At 61.2% G+C, this 20,168-nt stretch carries 7 protein-coding genes; 5 read left to right on the forward strand and 2 right to left on the reverse strand.

The genetic code is table 11. From position 1 onward, the window contains the following. Positions 1–151 precede the first annotated feature (151 nt). Entirely contained in the window at positions 152–11,368 is an 11,217-nt protein-coding gene (locus KSS91_RS18970; RefSeq protein WP_217835753.1) for a peroxidase family protein, read from the reverse strand. Between the two features lie 670 nt (positions 11,369–12,038). On the opposite strand from KSS91_RS18970, the gene KSS91_RS18975 reads away from it, so the two are divergent. The 5 genes from KSS91_RS18975 to KSS91_RS18995 all read left to right on the forward strand — a co-directional run bounded on the left by KSS91_RS18975 (position 12,039) and on the right by KSS91_RS18995 (position 18,861). Then, positions 12,039–13,775: a type I secretion system permease/ATPase gene (locus tag KSS91_RS18975; protein ID WP_217835754.1), complete on the forward strand. Its 1,737-nt coding sequence runs from the start codon at positions 12,039–12,041 to the stop codon at positions 13,773–13,775. Between the two features lie 6 nt (positions 13,776–13,781). Continuing rightward, positions 13,782–15,122, forward strand: coding sequence for an HlyD family type I secretion periplasmic adaptor subunit (locus KSS91_RS18980; protein ID WP_217835755.1), 1,341 nt, complete (start codon positions 13,782–13,784; stop codon positions 15,120–15,122). A 1-nt stretch (position 15,123) separates the two neighbouring features. Next, positions 15,124–16,452, forward strand: a complete 1,329-nt coding sequence (locus KSS91_RS18985; protein WP_217835756.1) for a TolC family outer membrane protein — start codon at positions 15,124–15,126, stop codon at positions 16,450–16,452. A gap of 234 nt (positions 16,453–16,686) precedes the next feature. Beyond that, entirely contained in the window at positions 16,687–17,817 is a 1,131-nt protein-coding gene (locus KSS91_RS18990; RefSeq protein ID WP_217835757.1) for a carbon-nitrogen hydrolase family protein, read from the forward strand. A 3-nt stretch (positions 17,818–17,820) separates the two neighbouring features. Continuing rightward, a complete protein-coding gene (locus KSS91_RS18995) occupies positions 17,821–18,861 on the forward strand; it encodes an AraC family transcriptional regulator (protein WP_217835758.1) in 1,041 nt (346 codons plus the stop codon). Between the two features lie 372 nt (positions 18,862–19,233). On the opposite strand, the gene KSS91_RS19000 is transcribed toward KSS91_RS18995, so the two are convergent. Continuing rightward, positions 19,234–20,085 carry a DUF2242 domain-containing protein gene (locus KSS91_RS19000; protein WP_015094305.1) on the reverse strand — a complete coding sequence of 284 codons (852 nt, stop codon included), beginning with the start codon at positions 20,083–20,085 and terminating at the stop codon, positions 19,234–19,236. Between the last annotated feature and the right edge of the window lie 83 nt (positions 20,086–20,168).

The raw sequence follows: 20,168 nt of genomic DNA on the forward strand, positions 1-20,168 counted from the left end.
TTCGCAGCTCAAATCCAGCCTGCTTTGTTGAGCTCCAGTACGCTGCTGGCACCCCGATTACCAATGGGTCATTGAGTGGAAGGAAAAAGGGAGGGCATCCATTGCCCTCCCTTCCGTGGTACACGCTCCTGCGACAGTGTTTGTCAGAACCTCAAGAGGCCAGAATGAAGTCTGTGGCCGAGATGGTGTTCGGGTCTCCCACACCTACCAGGGTGATGGAACCGGCACCGAAGGTGAGTAACGTATCCGCTCCCTGATCAAAGACGTTGACACTGGTGTTGAAGGTCGCAGCCGTGATGTTGAGTGCGGCGAAATTGAGCAGATCCTGGCCGCCCGCCGCGTTGGCATCAAAGCCGATGATCCGGTCGTTGCCGAAGGCCAGTCCGAACACGAAGACATCGTCGCCAGTGCTGGCATTCATCGTGTCGTTGCCGGCCCCACCGGCAATACTGTCGTTGCCGGCACCGCCATCGATGATGTCGCTGCCTAGGCCGCCCAGCAAAGTGTCGTTGCCGCCAGCACCGTTGAGGTTGTCATTACCCACCCCACCGGTGATGACGTTGTTCGACGCGTTGCCGGTGCCGACGAAGTTGCCGACCCCGGTGTAGAGCAGATGCTCGGCATTGGCACCCAGTGTGTAACTGGACAGCGACGTCTGAATGGAGTCCTCTCCACTGGCCGCCACTTCGATGACCCCGTCCGCGGCAGAATCGACGCGGTAGGTGTCATTGCCGACTCCGCCTTCCAACCGGTCAGCCCCCACACCGCCATCGATGACGTCGTTGCCGAGGCCACCCAGCAATGTGTCGTTGCCGTCACCGCCGTTGAGCGTGTCATTACCGGTCCCGGCGGTAATGATGTTGCTCAACGCGTTGCCAGTGCCGACGAAGTTGCCGGCTCCGGTGAAGAGCATGTGCTCGACATTGGCGCCCAGCGTGTAGCTGTTCAGCGTCGTTTGTACGGAGTCCGCACCTTCACCCGTCACTTCGACCACCAGGTCCCCGGCTGAATCGACGCGGAAGGTATCGTTGCCCAGTGCGCCGACCATCCGGTCATTGCCCGCACCGCCAGTGATGACGTCGTTGCCGGCTCCACCCAGCAACGTGTCGTTGCCGTCACCGCCGTTGAGGGTGTCATTACCCACCCCACCGGTCATGACGTTGTTCAACGCGTTGCCGTTGCCGGTGAAGTTGCCGGTTCCGGTGTAGAGCAGATTCTCGACATTGGCGCCCAGTGTGTAACTGGCCAGGGTCGTCTGTACGGAATCGGAACCTTCACCCGCCGCCTCGGTCACCAGGTCCCCGGCTGAATCGACGCGGAAGGTATCGTTGCCGGCTCCGCCGGCCATTGCGTCATTACCCGCACCGCCGGTGAGGACGTCGTTACCGGCACCACCGATCAATGTATCGTTGCCGTCACCACCGTTGAGGGTGTCATTAGCCGTCCCGCCGGTGATGACGTTGTTCAGCGCGTTGCCGTTGCCGGTGAAGTTGGCGGCTCCAAGGTAGAGCAGATGTTCCATGTTGGCGCCCAGTGTGAAGCTGGCCAGCGTGGTCTGTACGGAATCCGCCCCCTCGCCGGTCAACTCGGTCAGCACATCCCCGGCTGAGTCGACGCGGAAGGTGTCGTTGCCGGTTCCGCCCAGCATCTGGTCATTACCCGCTCCGCCATTGAGGAAGTCATTGCCGTCCTCGCCATTGAGGAAGTCGTTGCCGTCTCCGCCACTGAGATTGTCGTCGCCGATGCCGCCAAACAACTGGTCGACACCACCCAGGCCAATGAGCGTATCGTTCCCGCCCAAGCCAAACAGCACATCGCTACCTGCGGTGCCGACAAGGGTATTCGCCAGGGCGTCCCCCGTTTGCACAGCACCCAGCAGCACGACCAGCGCCGTCGCCGCAGAGGTCACCGACTCCAGCGTGCCGAAGCCATCGGTGTAGCGTGCGATCACCCGGATTTGCTGGTTGATCTGCGCCGCACCCGGGGTGAAGGTCGCGTTGGTCGCGCCGGCGATATTGGTGAAGGTAGTCCCGACACCTTGCTGCCACTGGAAGCTGAATGTGCCCAGCCCGTCCGGATCGGCAATCCCGGCCGTCTGTGCGGTCAGCACCTGCCCTTGAGTCGGTGTCGTATCGCTGATCAGCAACGCACCTGTCGGTGCATCGTTGACGTTGGCCACCGGTGCCGTGGCATCGGACGCAACGGTTTCGGCGACACCGAAGTCATCGACGTAACTGACCACCACGCGCACCTGATCGCCGACCTGAGCCTGGCCGAGCGTGAAGGTGCTGCCGGTGGCTCCGGGGATGTTGACGAAGGTGACTCCGTTGGTCTCCTGCCACTGGAAGGTGAACTGCGGATTGCTCAGGCCATCGACATCGATGATGGTCGACAGGTCAGCGGTCAACACCTGGTTCTGCGTCGCCAGCCCGAGGATGGTCGGACCTGCAGTCGGTGTGTTGTTCGCCGACGAATCGACGAACTCCAGCGTACTGTCGGCATCCTGATAAACTGCCCGAACACGGATGTTCAGACCGGCGACATCATCCGCCACCCGGTAGGTGGTGCCCGTCACCCGCGATGCCTCGCCGGCGGCGATAACGGTGATGTCTTCATAGATGCCCGAACCGGCAACGTTTTCGACCTGCCAGTAGTAAGACACCGGACCGGTAACCGCACCGGTCGGATTGGTTGCACTCACACTGTCCAGGTCGCGGACCGACTGATTGCTGACGCGCAACAGCTGGCCGGCGACAGGCGTATCCTCACGCGCACCGGTGACACCATCAAGGATCGCCAGACGCCCCACAGGCCCGCTGTTCACGGCGGTGCCGACGCCGGACGCCTGCGCCTGGTCAGCGAACTGCAGACGCTCGATGCCCGTCAGGCGATCCACGCCATCACGGCCCGCCACCAGGTCGGTCACGATGACGGAGTTGCCTTCGACAGCGACCGTGTACTCCGACGCATTACCGGAATACACCGCAGTGTCGAAGTTGTCAGTGCCGGTCAGAATCTCCCGCACGATGACCAACTGGCCCGGGTTGTAAGTACCGTTGAGCATGAACGGCACCAGTGGTTCCATGCTGTTGAACGTGGCGATCTCCGCGCCGCTTCCATCAGCATTCGCCCGCACGCTGATGCGCACGTTCAGCCACTTGTCACCATCGATGATGTCGTCACCACCGCGGCCTTCGATGAGGTCGCTGCCGCTGCCACCGAGGATGATGTTGCCGCCGTCAAAGAACGTAGCTCCCGCTGCCAGCAGATCAGACAGACCGTTGATCAGGCTGATGTTGGTCAGCACACTGCCGGTTGCACCCGCAGTAGGTAGCGTTGTCGCATCTGTGCTATCGCCGCGCAGGTAATCACCGTGAGACGAACCCGACAGACCTTCCATGGCGTCGAAACGCACCAGCGCCGACGCACCCGAACCCGGCGTCGGTGGTACATCGAAGAAACGGTCGCTGAAATCGATGCTCACGCCCTGGGCAAGCCCCTTGAAGGTCGCCCAGTCATAGCCCGAGCCGCCGATATAGCGATCACCGAAGCCGAGACTGCCGACCATGATGTCGTCACCGCCTTCGCCGTTGAACTTATCGTTCTCGCTGGCGCCGACGAATACATCGTGGCCGATCACAGGGTCGTTACCGAGCGGGTCGAAGTTGTCGCCAGGTGCACCATCCGAAGTGCCCTTCTCGATCCAGTCGTCGCCTTCGTTACCCATGTCCTGTTCGTTGGCCTTGCTGCCCAGGATGAAGTCGTTGCCCTGGCCACCAATGGCTTCGGAGGCGTCCTCACCGGTAATGATGAAGTCGTTGCCGAACCCGCCAATGATCAGGTTGACGCCGTTGCCTCCGTGCAGTACGTCGTGGCCGTCGCCACCCTGGAGGTTATCGTCGCCACCGGTGTCGGTGATGATGTCGTCGCCGGCACCACCGCGCAGCTGGTCGTTGCCGTCACCGCCTTCGATGCGATCATTGCCACCATCACCCCAGACTGTGTCATCGCCTTCACTGGAAATGAGGATGTCTGCGTTGTCGGTGCCGCCCAGCACGATGTGCTGGTCACCTGTGTACTTGATGTAGTTGGTGTCCGCCCCCACGGTCAGCGGGTTGTCGCGGAACACCACCTGCTCGCCGTTCGGGCCGAGCGGATCGGCGGCGGCCAGGCCTTCGTTGAACTGCCTCCCCGCGTCCACCTCCAGGTAGAGTCCCGGGGTCGAGAACACCAGGCCCGGCAAGTGAGTGGCCGAAGTGTTTGCCATGATCATCTTGGCAAACGAGTTGCTTTCAAGTTCCGCATTCATCGTCAGGCCAGCGGTACGCTCCAGGTAGTAGAAGCGATCGCCGTCCTGCAGTTTTTCCAGCTGGTTCTCGAACACGAAGTTGAAGGTCGAGCCGAGCATGCCGCCGAACGGAGTTTTCTGTTCGGCAAGGCCGCCAATCCACATATCGATGGCATCGACACCCGTGACGGTCACGCCCCTCAGGTCGTCGGCAGTGCCCAGCACGCCATCCGTGCCGGCCAGCGTTACGTTGGCATAGGCACCGGTGCTGTTGAGGAAGTCCAGGCGGTCAGCCGGCGCACCCACACCACCGAAGACCAGTGCCAGGGCTGCAGCGCGCTTGCCTTCCAGCGTGGTCGCCGCGGTGATCGTGTCATGCGTGCCATAGGCCGCGATGAAGTTGATCAACGACTCCGGATGCTTGAGGTGCTGCACCAGGTCGACCCAGCTGGTGTACGGCTTGAGTTGGGTGTCACCGGTTTGACTGTAGATGTCGCGGCGGAACGCGTTGAGTGAAGGAATCCCCACGTCGCGGCCACGGGCGATGTTGATCGCCGGCAGATCGAGCGGCAGGCCGAGCAGGTTATTGCGCAGCGCCTCGGTGACGAATTCGTCGATTTCGTTACCGGCTTGCCGGGTCACCCCACGGATGATCGCACTGGTTGCATCCTCTGCCGACACGCCACTGGCGGCGTACGCCAACGGATTGAGGAACGCCGCAATCAGGCCGAGCTGCTGAGCAGGATCAGCGCTGTTCGGATCGCTCACCACGTTGAAGTCGATGTCGTAGCGATCGACGGTCTCGGTCAGCATCGAGTGGCCAAACCGGTACACGGTGTGGGCAAACTCGGCGACGATCGAGGGATCGAGGTCGACGTCATAGACCTGGGTCGGTGCGAAAAACAGATCGACTCGGGGCTGGATGGTCCGCGCAAATTCCTCGAACACCAGGTGCTGGTACTGCATCTCGGTACCGAACTTGGCAGCCTGGAACAGGCGCTCGCCATTCCACACCAGCGCATCGAACTCAGCCTGGTTGGTTGGCAACGCAGTCACCGGAGTGAGCAGCCACTCGTTGAGGAAGGCCACGTCACCCGAATCGAGCACGGTGTCCTTGGTCTGCGCAACCAGCCGGTTGTGCTCGGAGTGGAAGATCGCATGCACCGCGGTCAGGCCGATGTTCTCGTTGACCCGACCGTCGCCGGCGATGTAGTGAGCATCGAGCAGCTCGTTGTCATAGGTCAGGTTGTTGCCGCCTGGGCCAACAGGCTGCGCATTGCCGACATCGGTGTCAGCGTCCGCCTGCAGAACCCCACCAGCGACAACCGGCACGGCATTGTGAGCGATGTCGGCGAGGAACTGGTGACCGGTGCGCACGGCATTGGTCAGGTCAATCGGCGCTAGCGGATTGCCTTCGACAAGTTCGTCATCAGCCGTGCCGCCAATACCGTCAACCCCTGTCATCACCACCATCGGGAAGCCGTTCGGCCCCTTGATGAAATTGCCATAGGCGTCGGTCGCCAACAGCGGGCCACTATCGACATCGGCATCGGTAAGGTTGATACCCAGGATGTCGCGGGCCTGTGCCTTGACCACTTTCCAGGTCGCCATGCCACCCAGTTCGATGTCATCCGCGGTACCAAACTGGCCATCCGCCCCCAGGTCACGGTTGGTGATCAGCCGGCCGGTCGCTATTGGGCCGTTGTCAGTCATTTGATAAGCGCGCAGGAACACCTGGTGCGACGGATGCGAGCTATAGGTCTGGTTCTGGTCCACGAACGGCGTGGTGGTGTTGGTGTGCTCATGGATGTCGTCGGCCGTGCCGAGAATGCCATCGGCTCCCGGCTGGTTGGTCGCGCGGGTCAGAACCATGAAGTTCGTCGGGCTACCTGGGACAAACAGTGGATCATCCGGTTGCAGCGGGATGAACACGGTGCCCGAACCACCTTTGGTCACCAGGTCCAGGCCATGATCGAAGAACTGCCCGAAGAAGGTCATCCAGGCGTTGAACGGTGCGGACAACCCCGCGTCCGCCGTGGTGTTCTCGAACAGGTACACATCGCGGTCGTCGGCAGTGCCGAACTCACCGTCCAGGCCGGGGCTGGCGACTATCGATACGCCATCCTTGAGCACGTCGTCATTACCCGCCAGGCCGAAGTTGAGCACACCGTCCGCGCCCGGGTCGAAAGCCGTGGCATAGGCCGCCGGATTGTTCGACGTCTGGTCGACGATCAGGTTACTGATGGTGCGCGGCTGCGAGTCAATCACAATGCCGTTGTTCTGCGCATACGACGTTCCCCCTTCCGCCGGATTGAGGACCGGATCGCTCACGCGCGGAAAGAGGTTATCGGCGGCGCCGAACTCGGTGTTGTTGATGCCGTTGAGGTTCAACAGGTTGTTGTTCGACCCGTCGACCGTACGCAGGCCCAACGGCGCGCGGATGTTCGGGATCAGCGAGAGGATGTCCTGACCGGCCGCATCAGCCTCGGCAATCCTGATCTGGTCAAGAATGAAGTTGAGGTCGGAGCGGACCATGTGCAGGCCTGCGCCACCCGCGGTGGCATCGACAACCGGGGTCTGCGCGGTCGGCACGACCGGCGCGCCGGGAGCTACCACTGAAGTGGGTTGCGAGAACAACACCTCAGTTGTGCCATGAGCATCCTGGTAGATCGCCTTGACCCGCAACGACAGGCCGGCAAGGTCGGGAGAGACCTTGAACGTGGTGCCGTCGGCACTCTGGAACGCCACGTCGCCGGCCGGCAGCAGGATGATGTCCTCGAAAACGCCGCTGCCTGGATCCGCCTCGAATTGCCAGAAGTAGGACACCGAGCCGTTGATCAAGCCTTGCGGATTACCCGCCGCGACGTTGTCGGCATCGGTCACCCCGGCCACGCTGACAGTCAGTATATCGCCCACGACTATCGCGCCGCCGTTGCCATCCGTGACAGTCGGACTGCCAGCCGGTTCGGCATTGAGTCCATCCACCAGCACTAGCTGGTTATCGGCGAATTGCAGGCGTTCGATATGCAACAGAGTATCGGCGCCGTCGCGGCCCGCTACGCTGTCTGTCACGGTATAGACGTCGTCCGCCAGATCGGCGGTGCCGCGGTCGTCGACGGTCACCGTGTACTCGTCCTGAAGCCCGGAGAAAATGGCGGTGTCGAAAGCCGCCCCGCCGGTCGAGGTGCCGGGCATGATTTCCCGCACGGCCTGGAGCTGACCAGGGTTGATGGTGCCGTCCAGCATGAGCGGAATCATATCGACCATGCTGTCGAAGGAGGCGATTTCGGGACCGGTATGGTTGACGTCAGCCGGATCATAAACGGCAATCCTGACGTTGATCCATTTGTCACCATCGATCAGGTCATCGCCACCGCGACCCTCGATCAGGTCACTGCCATCGCCGCCAAGGATGATGTTGCCAGTGGCAAAGCCGGTGACCGGCAACCCGGCATCAGCCAGGAACTGGTCCAGCCCGCGGATCAACGCCACATTGGTCAGCGCACTGCCCGTGGTACCGCCGTGGTTGATGATGGTGTCGGCATCGACATTATCGCCTTTGAGCACATCGCCGAAACTCGAACCGGACAAGCCCTCGACCTCGGCATATCGGTCGAGAATCGAGGCCGGCGAGGCGCCGACCGGATTGAACACCCCGGTGTTCTGGTTGGGCGCGTTGCCGTGTGGCTGTGCCAGCGTGACCATGGTCAGGTCGGCAGTCACGCCGTGCCTGTCATTCTTGTAGGTCACCCAGTCGAAGCCGGACATGCCATCCATGTTGTCTTGGGCGTCGCTGCCGGTAAAGATGTCATCGCCACCCTCGCCGATCATTTCGTCGAAGCCGGGACCACCGACAAAGATGTCGTTGCCGATCACATCGTCATTGAGCAGTGGCGAGAAGTTATCACCAGGCGCACCGTCCTGGGTGCCCATCTCGATCCAGTCATCACCTTCGCCACCGGTAGGTGGCAGGTTGGTCTTGGCACCGAGGATGAAGTCGTCGCCCTGGCCACCGAAGGTGGTGCTGATGTCTTCCGTGGTGATGATGAAGTCCTGGCCAGCGCCACCCAGGATCAGGTTGCCACCCGCCAGCATGCTGCCGGCCACGATCACATCGTTACCGTCATTGCCTTCCAGACGGTTGTCACCGAACGAGTCGCTGATGATGTCATCACCCGCACCGCCCAGTACCGCGTCGTTCCCGGCGCCGCCTTCGAGGCGGTCGTTGCCGCCGTCTCCGTAAAGGGTGTCATCGCCCTCGCCGGAAATGAGGATGTCATTGCCGGCGGTGCCGCCCATGACGATATGGTCTTCACCGGTGTACTGCAGATAATTGGTATCCGGACCCACGGTGTCAGGGTTGTCGCGAATCACCAGCGACACGACTTCGACGCCGTTGATCATGATGCCGCCCGTAGGGTCGGCTCGGCCGTCCACGCCAAGGCCGGTGAACTGAGCGGTCGGATCCACCTCGAGGGTGAACGTCGGTGTCAGGAACACAGTGTTCGACAGGTGGGTGACATCGGAGTTGAGCATGATCAGCTTGGCAAAGGAGTTGTTTTCCAACTCGGTGCCGAAGTCCAGGCCCGCGGTACGCGCCAGGTAGTAGAAGCGGTCGCCGTCCTGCAACGCCTCCATCTGGGTTTCAAACACGAAGTTGAAGGTCGAGCCGAGCATGCCGCCGAACGGCATCTTCTGTTCAGCGAGGCCACCGACCCAGAAGTCGATGTCGTCAACGCCCGTGATCGTCACACCGGTCAGGTCATCTGCAGTACCCAGTACCCCATCCGCGCCGGCCAGCGTTACGTTGGCATAGGCACCGGTGCTGTTGAGGAAGTCCAGGCGGTCAGCGGGCGAACCCACGCCCCCCAATACCAGCGCCAGGGCTGCATCGCGTTTGCCTGCCAGTGTGGTCGCCGCCGTGATCGTGCTGTGCGTGCCATAGGCCGCGATGAAGTTGACCAGCGACTCGGGGTGCTTGAGGCTGTCTGCCAGGTCGGCCCAACTGATGTAAGGCTTGAGCTGGCTGTCGCCGGTTGATTCGTAGAACTCCCGCCGCGCCTCATTCAAGGTGGGGATGCCCGTGTCGCGACCACGCGCCAGGTTCAGGGCCGGCAAATCGAGCGGCAGACCGAGCAGGTTGTTGCGCAACGCTTCAGTGACGAACTCATCGATCTCGTTACCGACCTGGCGGGTCACACCGCGAATGATCGCACCTGCCGCCTGGTCCGCAGTCAACCCGCTGCTGGCGAACGCCAGAGGGTTGAGGAAGGCCGCGATCAACCCCATTTGCGAGTCCGGGTTGGTGGGGTCAGTGAGCAGCGGATTGAACGCCGGGTCGAAGCGATCGACGGTCTCGGTCAACATCGAGTGACCGAAGCGGTACACCACGTGGGCGAACTCGGCGAGGATTGCCGGATTGATCGAGGTGTCATACCCGTTGGGCGCAAGGAACGCGTCGATCTGTGGCTGAACGGTACGCCCGAATTCCTCGAACACCAGGTGTTGGTACTGCATTTCAGTACCGAACTTGGCGGCCTGGAACAGGCGTTCACCATCCCACACCAGTGCCGCGATCTCGGCGGGTGTAGTCGGTATCGCAGTCACGTCGTCAGCCAGCCATTCATTGAGGAAGGCCAGGTCACCGGAAGCAAGGATGGTGTCCTTGGACTGCTGGACCAGACGGTTGTGCTCGGAGTGGAACACATGGTGCACGGCGGTCAGGCCGATGTTCTCGTTAACCCGGCCGTCGCCGGCAATATAGTGGGAGTCGAGCAGTTCGTTGTCATAGGTCAGGTTGTTGCCGCCTGGGCCAACAGGCTGCGCATTGCCGACTGCGGTGTCGGCATCCGCCTGAAGAACGCCACCGACGACGACCGGTGCAGCATTGTGGGCAATGTCGTCGAGGAAGGCATGCCCGCTACTCACGGCGTTGGCCAGACTGATCGGAGCAGCCCGGTTGCCTTCGACCAGTTGCGTGACATCATCAGCTGTTCCGGCGATGCCGTCGGCACCATTACTGACGCGAATCACGACCTGCGGCATGCCGTTAGGCCCGCGGATGAAGTTGCCGTACGCATCGGTTGCCAGCAACGGCACGTTGTGCACATCGGCGTCGGTCAGGTTGATGCCGAGCATGTCACGAGCCTGCGCCTTGACCACTGCCCAGGTCGCCATGCCATCAGCGGCGCCATCATCGGCAGTGCCGAACACGCCATCGGCGCCGAGATCGCGGTTGGTAATCAAGCGCCCCGTGGCAACAGGGTCACCTGCCGCGTTGAGCACGTACTCACGCAGGAACACCTGATGCGAGGGGTGCGAGCTGTAGGTCTGGCTTTGGTCGACGAATGGCGAGGTGGTGTTGGTCTGGCCATCATCGGCCGTGCCGACTACGCCGTCCGCGCCGGCGGTACGCACTGCGCGTGAGAGCACCATGAAGTTGGTCGGGCTGCCCGGTACGAACAACGGATCGTCCGGCTGCAGCGGAATGAACACAATGTCGGTAGCGCTCTTGGTGACCAGGTCGAGGCCGTGGTCGAAGAACTGGCCGAAGAAAGTCATCCACGAGTTGAAGCCGGCGGTCAGGCCGACGTCCGGCGACTCGTTGGGAAAGAAGAATACGTCCTTGTCATCAGCCGTTCCGAATACGCCATCCAGCCCGGGGCTGGCGACTATCTGCACGCCATCCTTGAGTACGTCGTCATTACCCGCCGTGCCGAAGTTGAGCACACCGTCCAGGCCCGGGTCGAACGCAGAAGCATAGGCCGCCGGGTTGTTGGCGGTCTGGTCGACGATCAGGTTACTGATAATCCGTGGTTGCGGGTCGACCACCGTCCCGGTTCCTGCGTATTGCGCCGATAGAAAGGAAGGATCAAGCAGGCGCGGAAAATCAGCGTCCGCCGCGCCGAAATCAGTCTGGCCGGTGACCAGGTTGTTGAAGCTGCCATCGACGGTACGCAGACCGAATGGCACCTGAGTGTTGGGAAGCAAATCAATGAGGCTGGTGCCGGCGGCATTCGCTTCGGCGATAAAGATTTGCTTGAGGATGAATTCCAGGTCCGATTGGGTGAAATTGGCCATTTTGGATTGCCCTCGATCTGTCTGGGTAAAGGCGCGGGACGAGAAAATCCTCCCGCGCCAAGTCAAGTGCTGGCTTGCGCAGTGTGTTGGTCATGTTTTTTTGCGAGAGCTGGCGTTACCCGGGACCCGGGATACGCGCCTGGAATTCGCGTAGTGAATGGCTCGCCGAACGGTCAGGCAGAGCAAGTACGACCCTTGGGCGGGCCATGGAAACAGGAGGTAAAGGCAAACTTGCTGGAAAGCCCCTTCACTCTGCAAAAGAACGCAATGATCGACATGCTCTGCTCCTTCCGGGAAATCAGCGCGCCTTGCGTTGCCAAAACGATGACAAGCTTCAGGCGGGCGGCCCCCCCGATAACTAAGACTAAAGTTCCATAGCAAATCTTTGTCAATATTCCGTCGTGAAAACAGACGACTGGTGTTTAGTCGACACAACTAGCTGTTTTTAAACGACATATAGAAAGTTGAGTGCAGGTATAGAGCGAAATGTTATTTCGGAGGGTTTCAGCGCGACCTACGCTCCTGCATAAGGGAGCAACGCAGAGATTTCGGAAGACTCGCCATTCACAGAGCGACCAGCCTGCGTGTGCATAAGTCGTTTAACGGACTACATTTACTGTTAGCTGTTGCGCCCCAAGGGCAACCGCCTTTTCGAAGTGGGAGGATCACCATGCCCAAGCAGTCGAGCATCCGTTCCGAACTGTCCGACGCGCTCTTTCGCCTGCGCCGCAGCTTTTATTCGCTGGCAGCGTTCAGCGGTGTCATAAACGTCATGATGTTGACGCCAGCTATTTATATGCTGCAGGTCTATGATCGAGCCCTGGTCAGTGGGAACGTTACGACGCTGACAATGCTGACTGTGCTGGTGGTGGGTCTTTTCCTGTTGATGTCCACGCTGGAAATGGTCCGCACCAAGGTGCTGATCCGGGTCGGCAACTGCCTCGACATGGACCTCAACCGACGCGTTTTCAACGCTGCATTCGAACGCAACCTGAGCCGCGCCGGAGGTAATCCGGCCCAGGCCCTGCAAGATCTCTCCCAGGTTCGTCAGTTCGTCACCGGCAGTTCCCTGTTCGCCTTCTTCGATGCACCGTGGACGCCGATCTACCTGTTGGTCGCCTATCTGATCCACCCGATGCTCGGGCTGATCACGCTGATCGGTTCCCTGATTCTGATAGGCCTGGCTTATCTCACTGAAAAGTCGACGCAGAAGCCGCTGGCCGAAGCCAATCAGGCCGCCATGTCCTCAGCCCAATACGCCAACAACAACCTGCGCAATGCCGAGGTCATCGAGGCCATGGGCATGCTGCCGTCGATCAGCAAGCGCTGGTTCAATAGCCACTTGCGCATCCTGGAAATGCAGACCCTGGCCTCCGACCGCGCCGCCTTGATCAGCAGCACCGGACGCTTCGTGCGTATCACGCTGCAGTCACTGATCCTCGGCGCCGGCGCGCTGCTGGCGATCGAAGGCAAGATCACTCCGGGGATGATGATTGCCTGCTCGATCCTCACCGGCCGTGCACTGGGCCCGGTGGAACAGGTCATCGCATCGTGGAAGCAACTGCTCGGCTGCCGTTCGGCCTGGGGCAGGCTCAACGAGATGCTGCAAGACTTTCCGCGCCGGCCACCGAGCATGTCGCTGCAGCGGCCGCAGGGCATGCTGGCAGTGGAGAATGTGTATGCCGGGGCCCCTGGTACCAACAACACGATTCTACGCGGCGTGGGCTTCAGCCTGGTCCCCGGTGAAAGCCTTGGCATCATCGGCCCGTCCGCCTCGGGCAAATCCACCCTCGCCCGCCTGCTGGTCGGGGTCTGGCCGGCGCAGGCCGGCAAGGTGCGCCTGGACGGCGCGGACATATTCACCTGGAACAAGGGCGAACTCGGCCCCTGGCTCGGCTATCTGCCACAGGACGTGGAGCTGTTCGAGGGCAACATCGCCGACAACATTGCGCGCTTTGGCGAAGTGGACAGTGAAGCGGTCATCCGCGCCGCCAAGATCACCGGCGTGCACGAGATGATCCTGCGTTTTCCGCAGGGTTATGACACCCGCCTGGACACCGATGGCAGCCCCCTTTCCGGCGGCCAGAAGCAGCGAATTGCCTTGGCCCGCGCACTGTATGGCGAGCCCAATCTGATCGTGCTGGATGAGCCGAACGCCAACCTCGATGACGTCGGCGAAAAGGCCCTGGTCGATGCGCTGGCCGAACTCAAGGGCCGTGGCGCCACCGTCGTCCTGATTTCCCACCGTCCCAACGTACTCTGCGCCGTCGACAAGGTGCTGATGCTGCGTGACGGCGGCGTGCAGATGCTCGGCACGCGCGATGAAGTATTCGCAGCGCTGCGCAAGGCCAGTGTGATGCCTGCAGGCGCGTCGACTCCGCTGGCCTCCGTCAAAGCACGGGAGTGACCGATCATGCAACTGAGCCAACACACCGAGATGATTCCTGCCGATCCCCGCAGCGCGGTAGACCTGGACGTCGGCAGACCCACGCGATGGGGCGTGTGGCTGGTGCTCGCCGGCTTCGGCGGCTTCCTCCTGTGGTCCTGGCTGGCACCGCTGGATGCCGGCGTGGTCGCGACCGGCACGGTCAAAGTCACCAGCAATCGCAAAGCGGTACAGCACCTCACGGGCGGCACCGTGGAGGCCATACTCGTTCGCGAAGGCGATTTGGTGAAAAAAGGACAGGAAGTGGTCCGCCTCGACTCGTTGCGTGCCGCTGCCGAAGAGGGTGCGATCAGCGCTCAGTACATCGTCAGCAAGACCGTGGAAAACCGCCTGGAAGCGGAACGAGACGGTCGCGATGTAGTGACCTACGATCCCGAGCTGCTCAAGCGCTTCAAGGGTGACTACCGCCTGGAGGCCGCCATGGACCTGCAGCAGCGCCTGCTGGACACCCGCCGCGCCGGACTCGCTGGCGAAATCAGCATCCTGCAGGAGAACCTGGCAGCGTCGGCAGTGCAGCTCAAGGGCCTGCAGCAGGTCTACAGCGCCCGCGCTTCGCAGATCGGCTTCCTCAATCAGGAACTGCAGGGCACCCGCGTGCTGTCGGCTGAAGGCTATGTGCCGCGCAATCGCCTGCTCGAGCTGGAACGCAGCAACGCCGACCTCTCCGCCGGCCAGGCCGAGAACCTCAACAACATCGCCCGCGTGCGCAGCCAGACCACCGAAATCAAGCTGCGCATCCTGCAGCGCCAGCACGATTACCTCAAGGAAGTCGAATCGCAGTTGACTGAAACCGCCAAGGAAAACACCACCCTGGCCGACCGCTTGCGCGCACTCGACTATGAAGTGACCCACACGGTGATTCGCTCGCCAATCGATGGCATGGTCCAGGGCCTGAGCATTGCCACCGTCGGCGGGGTCATTCAGCCCGGCTTCAAGATCATGGAAATCGTTCCGCTCAACGAACCGTTGCAGGTCGACGCGATGATTCCAGTGCAGGCCATCGACAAGATGGTCCCCGGCTTGCCCGTGGACATCGCCTTCCCGGCCTTCAACCATGCCCAGACGCCAAACATCCCAGGTCGCGTGCTGACCATCTCCGCCGACCGCCTGATGGACGAGGAAAGCAAGGAACCCTTCTATCTGGCCCAGGTGGAAGTCACGCCCGACGGCATGAACCTGCTTGGCAGCAATCACATTCGCCCCGGCATGCCCGCCACCGTCACCATCAAGACCGGCGAACGCAACATGATGAGCTATCTTCTTAAACCAATGCTCGAACGCGTGGACAGCTCATTCAAGGAACAATGAAATGGAACGTCATTGCCTGCTCTTCTGCTTGTTGGGGTTGGCCCTGCCGGCTGACGCCATGGACCTCAAGCAAGCCTGGGATCTGTTGCAGTACCAGGGCCCTATCTACCAGGCCGCCGTGCATGAAAAACAAGCCGGCGGCGAAAACCGCGCCATCGGCAAGGCCGGCCTGCTACCGCAGATCAACGCCTCGGCCTACAACAACAAGGTCAACGGCTCCCAAAGCCAGAACAACATCGACAATGATCTGCACTACGACTCCAAGGGCGCCAACGTGCGCCTGCGCCAGCCGCTGTTCAACAAACAGAAGATGGCCGAGTACCGCCAGGGTCAGCAGCGTGCCGACTACAGCAACGCGGTATTCGATGCCAAGAGCCAGGACGCCGCGGTGCGCCTGGCCGAAAGCTATTTCGACGTGCTCCTGGCCAGCGAAACCATCACCCTGGCCAAATCCAAGCTGAGCGCCTTCGATGAGCAACTTGCCTCGGCGAAACGGCGCATGGAGTTGGGGGCCGGCACCATCACCGACATCGACGAGTCAGCCGCCCGCCGCGACCTTGCCGAAGCCGAACTGATCGAAGCGCAGGACAATCTGGTCAACGCGCGCGCCAAGCTTGAGGAATATATCGGTGAAACTCCCGAATCGCTGACCACCTTGCGTCCGAGCTTCGACACACCACCGCTGCTGCCGAGCAACCTGCAGGACTGGCTGGTCAAGGCCCAGACCGATAGTCCGCTGATCCATGCGCGCCGTTACAGCCGCGACCTCGCCGAAGAAGAAGTGAAGCGTGCCAGGGCCGGCCACTGGCCAACACTGGATTTCATCGCCGGCTACACCGCGGGTGAGAGCCAATCGCTCTCCGAGTTGAACCAACGCAACCGCTACGGCTCGATCGGGCTGGAAGTCAATATCCCGCTGTACAGCGGTGGCGGCGTCAGCGCACTGACGCGCCAGGCCAGCGCCAATAGCGACAAGGCCCTGGATGAGCTTGACGCCGCGCGTCAGGAAGTCATCACCGGAACCACCCGTGAGTATCAAGGCATACTCAGCGGCGCCAAACGCATTCGCGCCCTGGAGAAGGCAGTAGCGTCCAACGAACGCTCACTGGCATCGACGCGCAAGGGCTTCAAGGAAGGTGGCACCAGCACCAACTCGGACGTCCTCAATGCCGAAGAGCTGCTCTTCGTTGCGCGTCACGACCTGTTCGATGCCAAGTTGCGCTATTTGATGTCGCGTCTGCGCCTGGCTTCTTCGGTGGGCAGCCTGGGCGACGACGATATCGACCAGATCAACGACTACCTCGGCCCGGAACTGCTGGTCACCAACTAACGTTCTCCTGCCGGCCGGTCGAGCAAAATGGTGGCTGACCGGCGCCCCCCCCTCCCTCTCAATTCCCCTCGCGTTTAACCCGGTCATTCATTGCTGCATCTCGATGCAGAAAGGCCGCCGACCGCAAAAAACCGTCAGCGTGAAATTTGCCCACCAAGCCCTTGATTCCCTTTATGCTTAATCCGGTTCCAAATGAAAAGCCACGCCCGGCTCCAGGCTGTAAACTGTGTCCCCATGCGCAAACTTTTGTACCTGACATTTTCCATGGCGTTGCTCGCCGCCCTCACGACCTACGCGATGTGGGCCGCGGACCGACCGGTGGGCCACTACCTTTCGGACCTGCGGATCAACCTGGCAGTCGACCAGGGTACGCCTGCCGATCGTGGCAATCTGCTGGGCATTCAGCCCGAACTGTTTCCTACCGATTATCAAAGCCCCGAGCGTTTGCACCGCAAGCTCGCGGCCTACCTGCAAGCGGCCCGGGACCAGGGTTTGTTGAACGGCAAGACCGTCGTCGTGTTGCCGGAACACGTCGGTACCTGGCTGATGGTCAGCGGCGAAAAAGATGAGTTGTATCAGGCCAGCACCCTCAAGGAGGCCATGAACTGGCTGGCGGTGAGCAATCCCCTCAAGTTCGCCAGAGCATTGATCAGCGCCGAGGGTGGCAACCGCCTGGACGATGCCCACCTGCGCATGAAAGCCAAGGCGATGGCCAGAGACTACCAGGCGTTGTTCGGAGGATTGGCCAGGGAATTCCACGTGACGCTTGTCGCGGGCTCCATCGTGCTGCCCGAACCGAGCATCATTGACGGCACGTTGAAAATCGGTCGCGGCGCGCTGTACAACAGCAGTGTGGTGTTCAACAACGATGGCCTGCCGATCGGCCAGCCCCAGCGCCAGATGCACCCGTTCTTCGCAGAACAGAACGGGATCAAGGCGAACGCCGACCACTTGCTCAACGTCGTTGATACCCCTGCAGGAAGGTTGGGCGTATTGATCGGCCACGACAGCTGGTACCCGGAAAACTACCTCAAGCTCAACGACCAGAGCGTACAGCTGGTTGCGGTACCGGCCTTTGTTCCCGGCCGTGGCACCTGGGAGCAACCGTGGCGTGGCTACAGGGGGGCATCGGAGCCGGCGTCGGTCAACCTCAAGCCCGGAGAAGTCAGCGAAGGCCAGGCCTGGCAGCGCCTGACCCTCACGACCCGGATACCGTCCAGCCAGGCTGTCGCTGGCATGAGTGTGTTCCTGCGGGGTCAGTTCTGGGATCAGGGCAGCGCCGGGCACAGTTTCCTCAGCCGCAACGGCCAGCATTTTGCCGACGGCAACGCCCAGGGTGCGCGCTTGCTGAACCTCTGGTTGTAAGCCATGAAACCGCAGCCGATGCGCCTCGGCGATCTGTCGGTGGGCTTTGTTCATAGCCTGGCCGATGCCGTGCGCAGCCATGGCGTCGATCCGCAGCCACTGCTCGATCAATACGGCCTCGATGCAGCACGACTGAGCGAGGCCGGTGCCCGCCTGTCAATACCGCGCTACATGCGCCTGGGCCACGGCGCCATTCAACTCACCGACAACCCGGCCCTTGGCTTACGCATGGGTCAACTCAGTCGCCTGAGCCAGATCGGCCTCGCAGGGGTCACCGCCGCCCAGGCACCCACAGTACGTGAAGCCGCACGCTGTCTGATCCGCTTCGAAGCCTTGTATGGTTCCAATTATCGCGGCCAATCAAGCTTCCACGAAGACGCCCAGGGTGCCTGGCTGCGCTTCTATTCGATCAGCCCCTACAACGCCTACAACCGTTTCGTGGTGGATTCGATCATTGCGGGCTGGTTGCAGCAATTATCCAGTGTCAGCCCCATCCCGCTGCGCGCCGAACGTATCGAGATCGAATTCGACGAACCCGGATACCGCGCGGCTTATGACGTTCTGGGTGACTGTCCGATCCAGTTTGGCAGCGAACGCAATCAACTGCGCTTGAGCCTGGCAAGCCTCGCCCAGCGCAACCCCGAGCATTGCCCGAGCACCTGGCGGCATTTGCTGCAACTGTGCGAGCAAGAGCTGGAACAACTGACACGCACCCGCAGCCTGCGTGAGCGCATCATCGCGCTGCTGGGCCCCTTGCTCAATGGTGGCCGGGAGCCCGACCTGGAAGAAGTGGCGGCACGCCTGAAGCTGCCCACCTGGACCCTGCGCCGCAAACTTGCCGAGGAAGGCACGCAATTTCGCGCAATCCTCAATGAAACCCGTCGCGACCTGGCCATGACCTACATACGCGACACCGAACTGGCGTTCGGGGAAATCGCCTACCTGCTGGGCTTTGCCTCAGCCGAAGCCTTTCAACGCGCATTCAAACGCTGGAACGGGCAGACTCCCGGCGAGTTTCGCCGCAGTCGTAGAAAAACAGCCTGAAGCCTCTGGCTGCAAGCGACAAGTTGGAGCTTTAAAGCTCGGTGGCGTCTTCCGCCGGCTCCAGCGGGTCCAGTTCGAAAGCCTGATACTCGAGCAGTTCTTCTTGATAATCGTCCATTATTGAATCCCCCGAAATACATTGAAAACGCTTGAATAAATGACCAGCCGCTTGAGCATAAAGTGCCCGCGTGAAAGAAAAATGACGCGGACACGAAACCCCGTCGCTACTGAATAAAACGTAGCAGCTGGTCAGGAATTTATCATGGGGTTTTTTCGCGGGAGGCCGCAGGACAGCGGCTTTGTTTGACGCGGATCAATCGATGCGCTCGCTACGGGATCGTTACTCGCTGGCCGATCCCGTAACGCGAACAATCACTGACCGGTGACAGGCATCGCCGGAATCGCCTCGCTCGGCGGCGGCATGTCTGTCGGATTTGTCGGTGGCGTGATGGTTTCTACCGACGGTGCCGGATCCATGCTCTGCACCGGGGTGATCGGTGCCGCTTCAGGCGGCGGCATGACCGGCTCAGAGGCCGCTGGAGCGGGTTCCACTGGAGCCGGTGCCGGGATTACCGGGGCTGGCTCTGCGATCGGCGCAGTGGTCGCTGCAGGCGCCAGGGGAGCCGGTACTGCCTTGGCTTCAGGCATCCCCAGATCTGTTTTCGGCTTTTCCGGGATATGCGCAGCCTTTTTCGCTTCTGGCGGCAGGAACAGTTCGACCAGTGCAAAGAAACGCTCGTAGAACTTGGCAGACGATACGGTTTCACTGGCGACCTTGACCATCGAGTCGTCAGAAGAACCGATCGGCATCGACACCGAGCCCAGCACACCCACACCAAGACTGGCGGAGTTGTTGGTTTTCTTCAGCGCATAACGATCCTGCAGGGCGTTGGCGAACACGGTCGCGTGGTGCCCTTCACTACCGTCATCGGCACACACCACATTGAAGCTGATCTCCATGTGGTTCTCGCCGGTCTGCTGGAAGCTCTTGTGACCGCTGACCAGCTTCGGATCGTTGCTGGTGATGATGTAACCCTGGCTGAGCAAGGCGCGGCGGGCGGCTTCACAGGTCTGGATATCGGTGACCGGATAGTTTCGGGAAAAGGTGCCGGAATCGTCGAAGTTCTCATGCTCGTAGATGGCAGCCTTGTTCGATGAACAGCCGGCTGCAACGGCCAGCACGGCAGCCACGCCGACAATCCGCATGGGAAATGATTTAAACATTGAACATCCTGAGGAAAACGGTTCGGGGCATATTGTGCAACAGATCGATGCTTAGCGGAGTATCGATTGTGTCTTAAAACGGT

This window comes from Pseudomonas azerbaijanorientalis (genome assembly GCF_019139795.1).
GTDB lineage: Bacteria > Pseudomonadota > Gammaproteobacteria > Pseudomonadales > Pseudomonadaceae > Aquipseudomonas > Aquipseudomonas laurylsulfatiphila.

Excerpts from the sequence above, each read along its gene's own strand:
- KSS91_RS18970 (WP_217835753.1), bottom strand. The coding sequence starts at position 11,368 with ATGGCCAATTTCACCCAATCGGACCTGGAATTCATCCTCAAGCAAATC.
- KSS91_RS18975 (WP_217835754.1), top strand. The coding sequence starts at position 12,039 with ATGCCCAAGCAGTCGAGCATCCGTTCCGAACTGTCCGACGCGCTCTTT.
- KSS91_RS18980 (WP_217835755.1), top strand. The coding sequence starts at position 13,782 with ATGCAACTGAGCCAACACACCGAGATGATTCCTGCCGATCCCCGCAGC.
- KSS91_RS18985 (WP_217835756.1), top strand. The coding sequence starts at position 15,124 with ATGGAACGTCATTGCCTGCTCTTCTGCTTGTTGGGGTTGGCCCTGCCG.
- KSS91_RS18990 (WP_217835757.1), top strand. The coding sequence starts at position 16,687 with ATGCGCAAACTTTTGTACCTGACATTTTCCATGGCGTTGCTCGCCGCC.
- KSS91_RS18995 (WP_217835758.1), top strand. The coding sequence starts at position 17,821 with ATGAAACCGCAGCCGATGCGCCTCGGCGATCTGTCGGTGGGCTTTGTT.
- KSS91_RS19000 (WP_015094305.1), bottom strand. The coding sequence starts at position 20,085 with ATGTTTAAATCATTTCCCATGCGGATTGTCGGCGTGGCTGCCGTGCTG.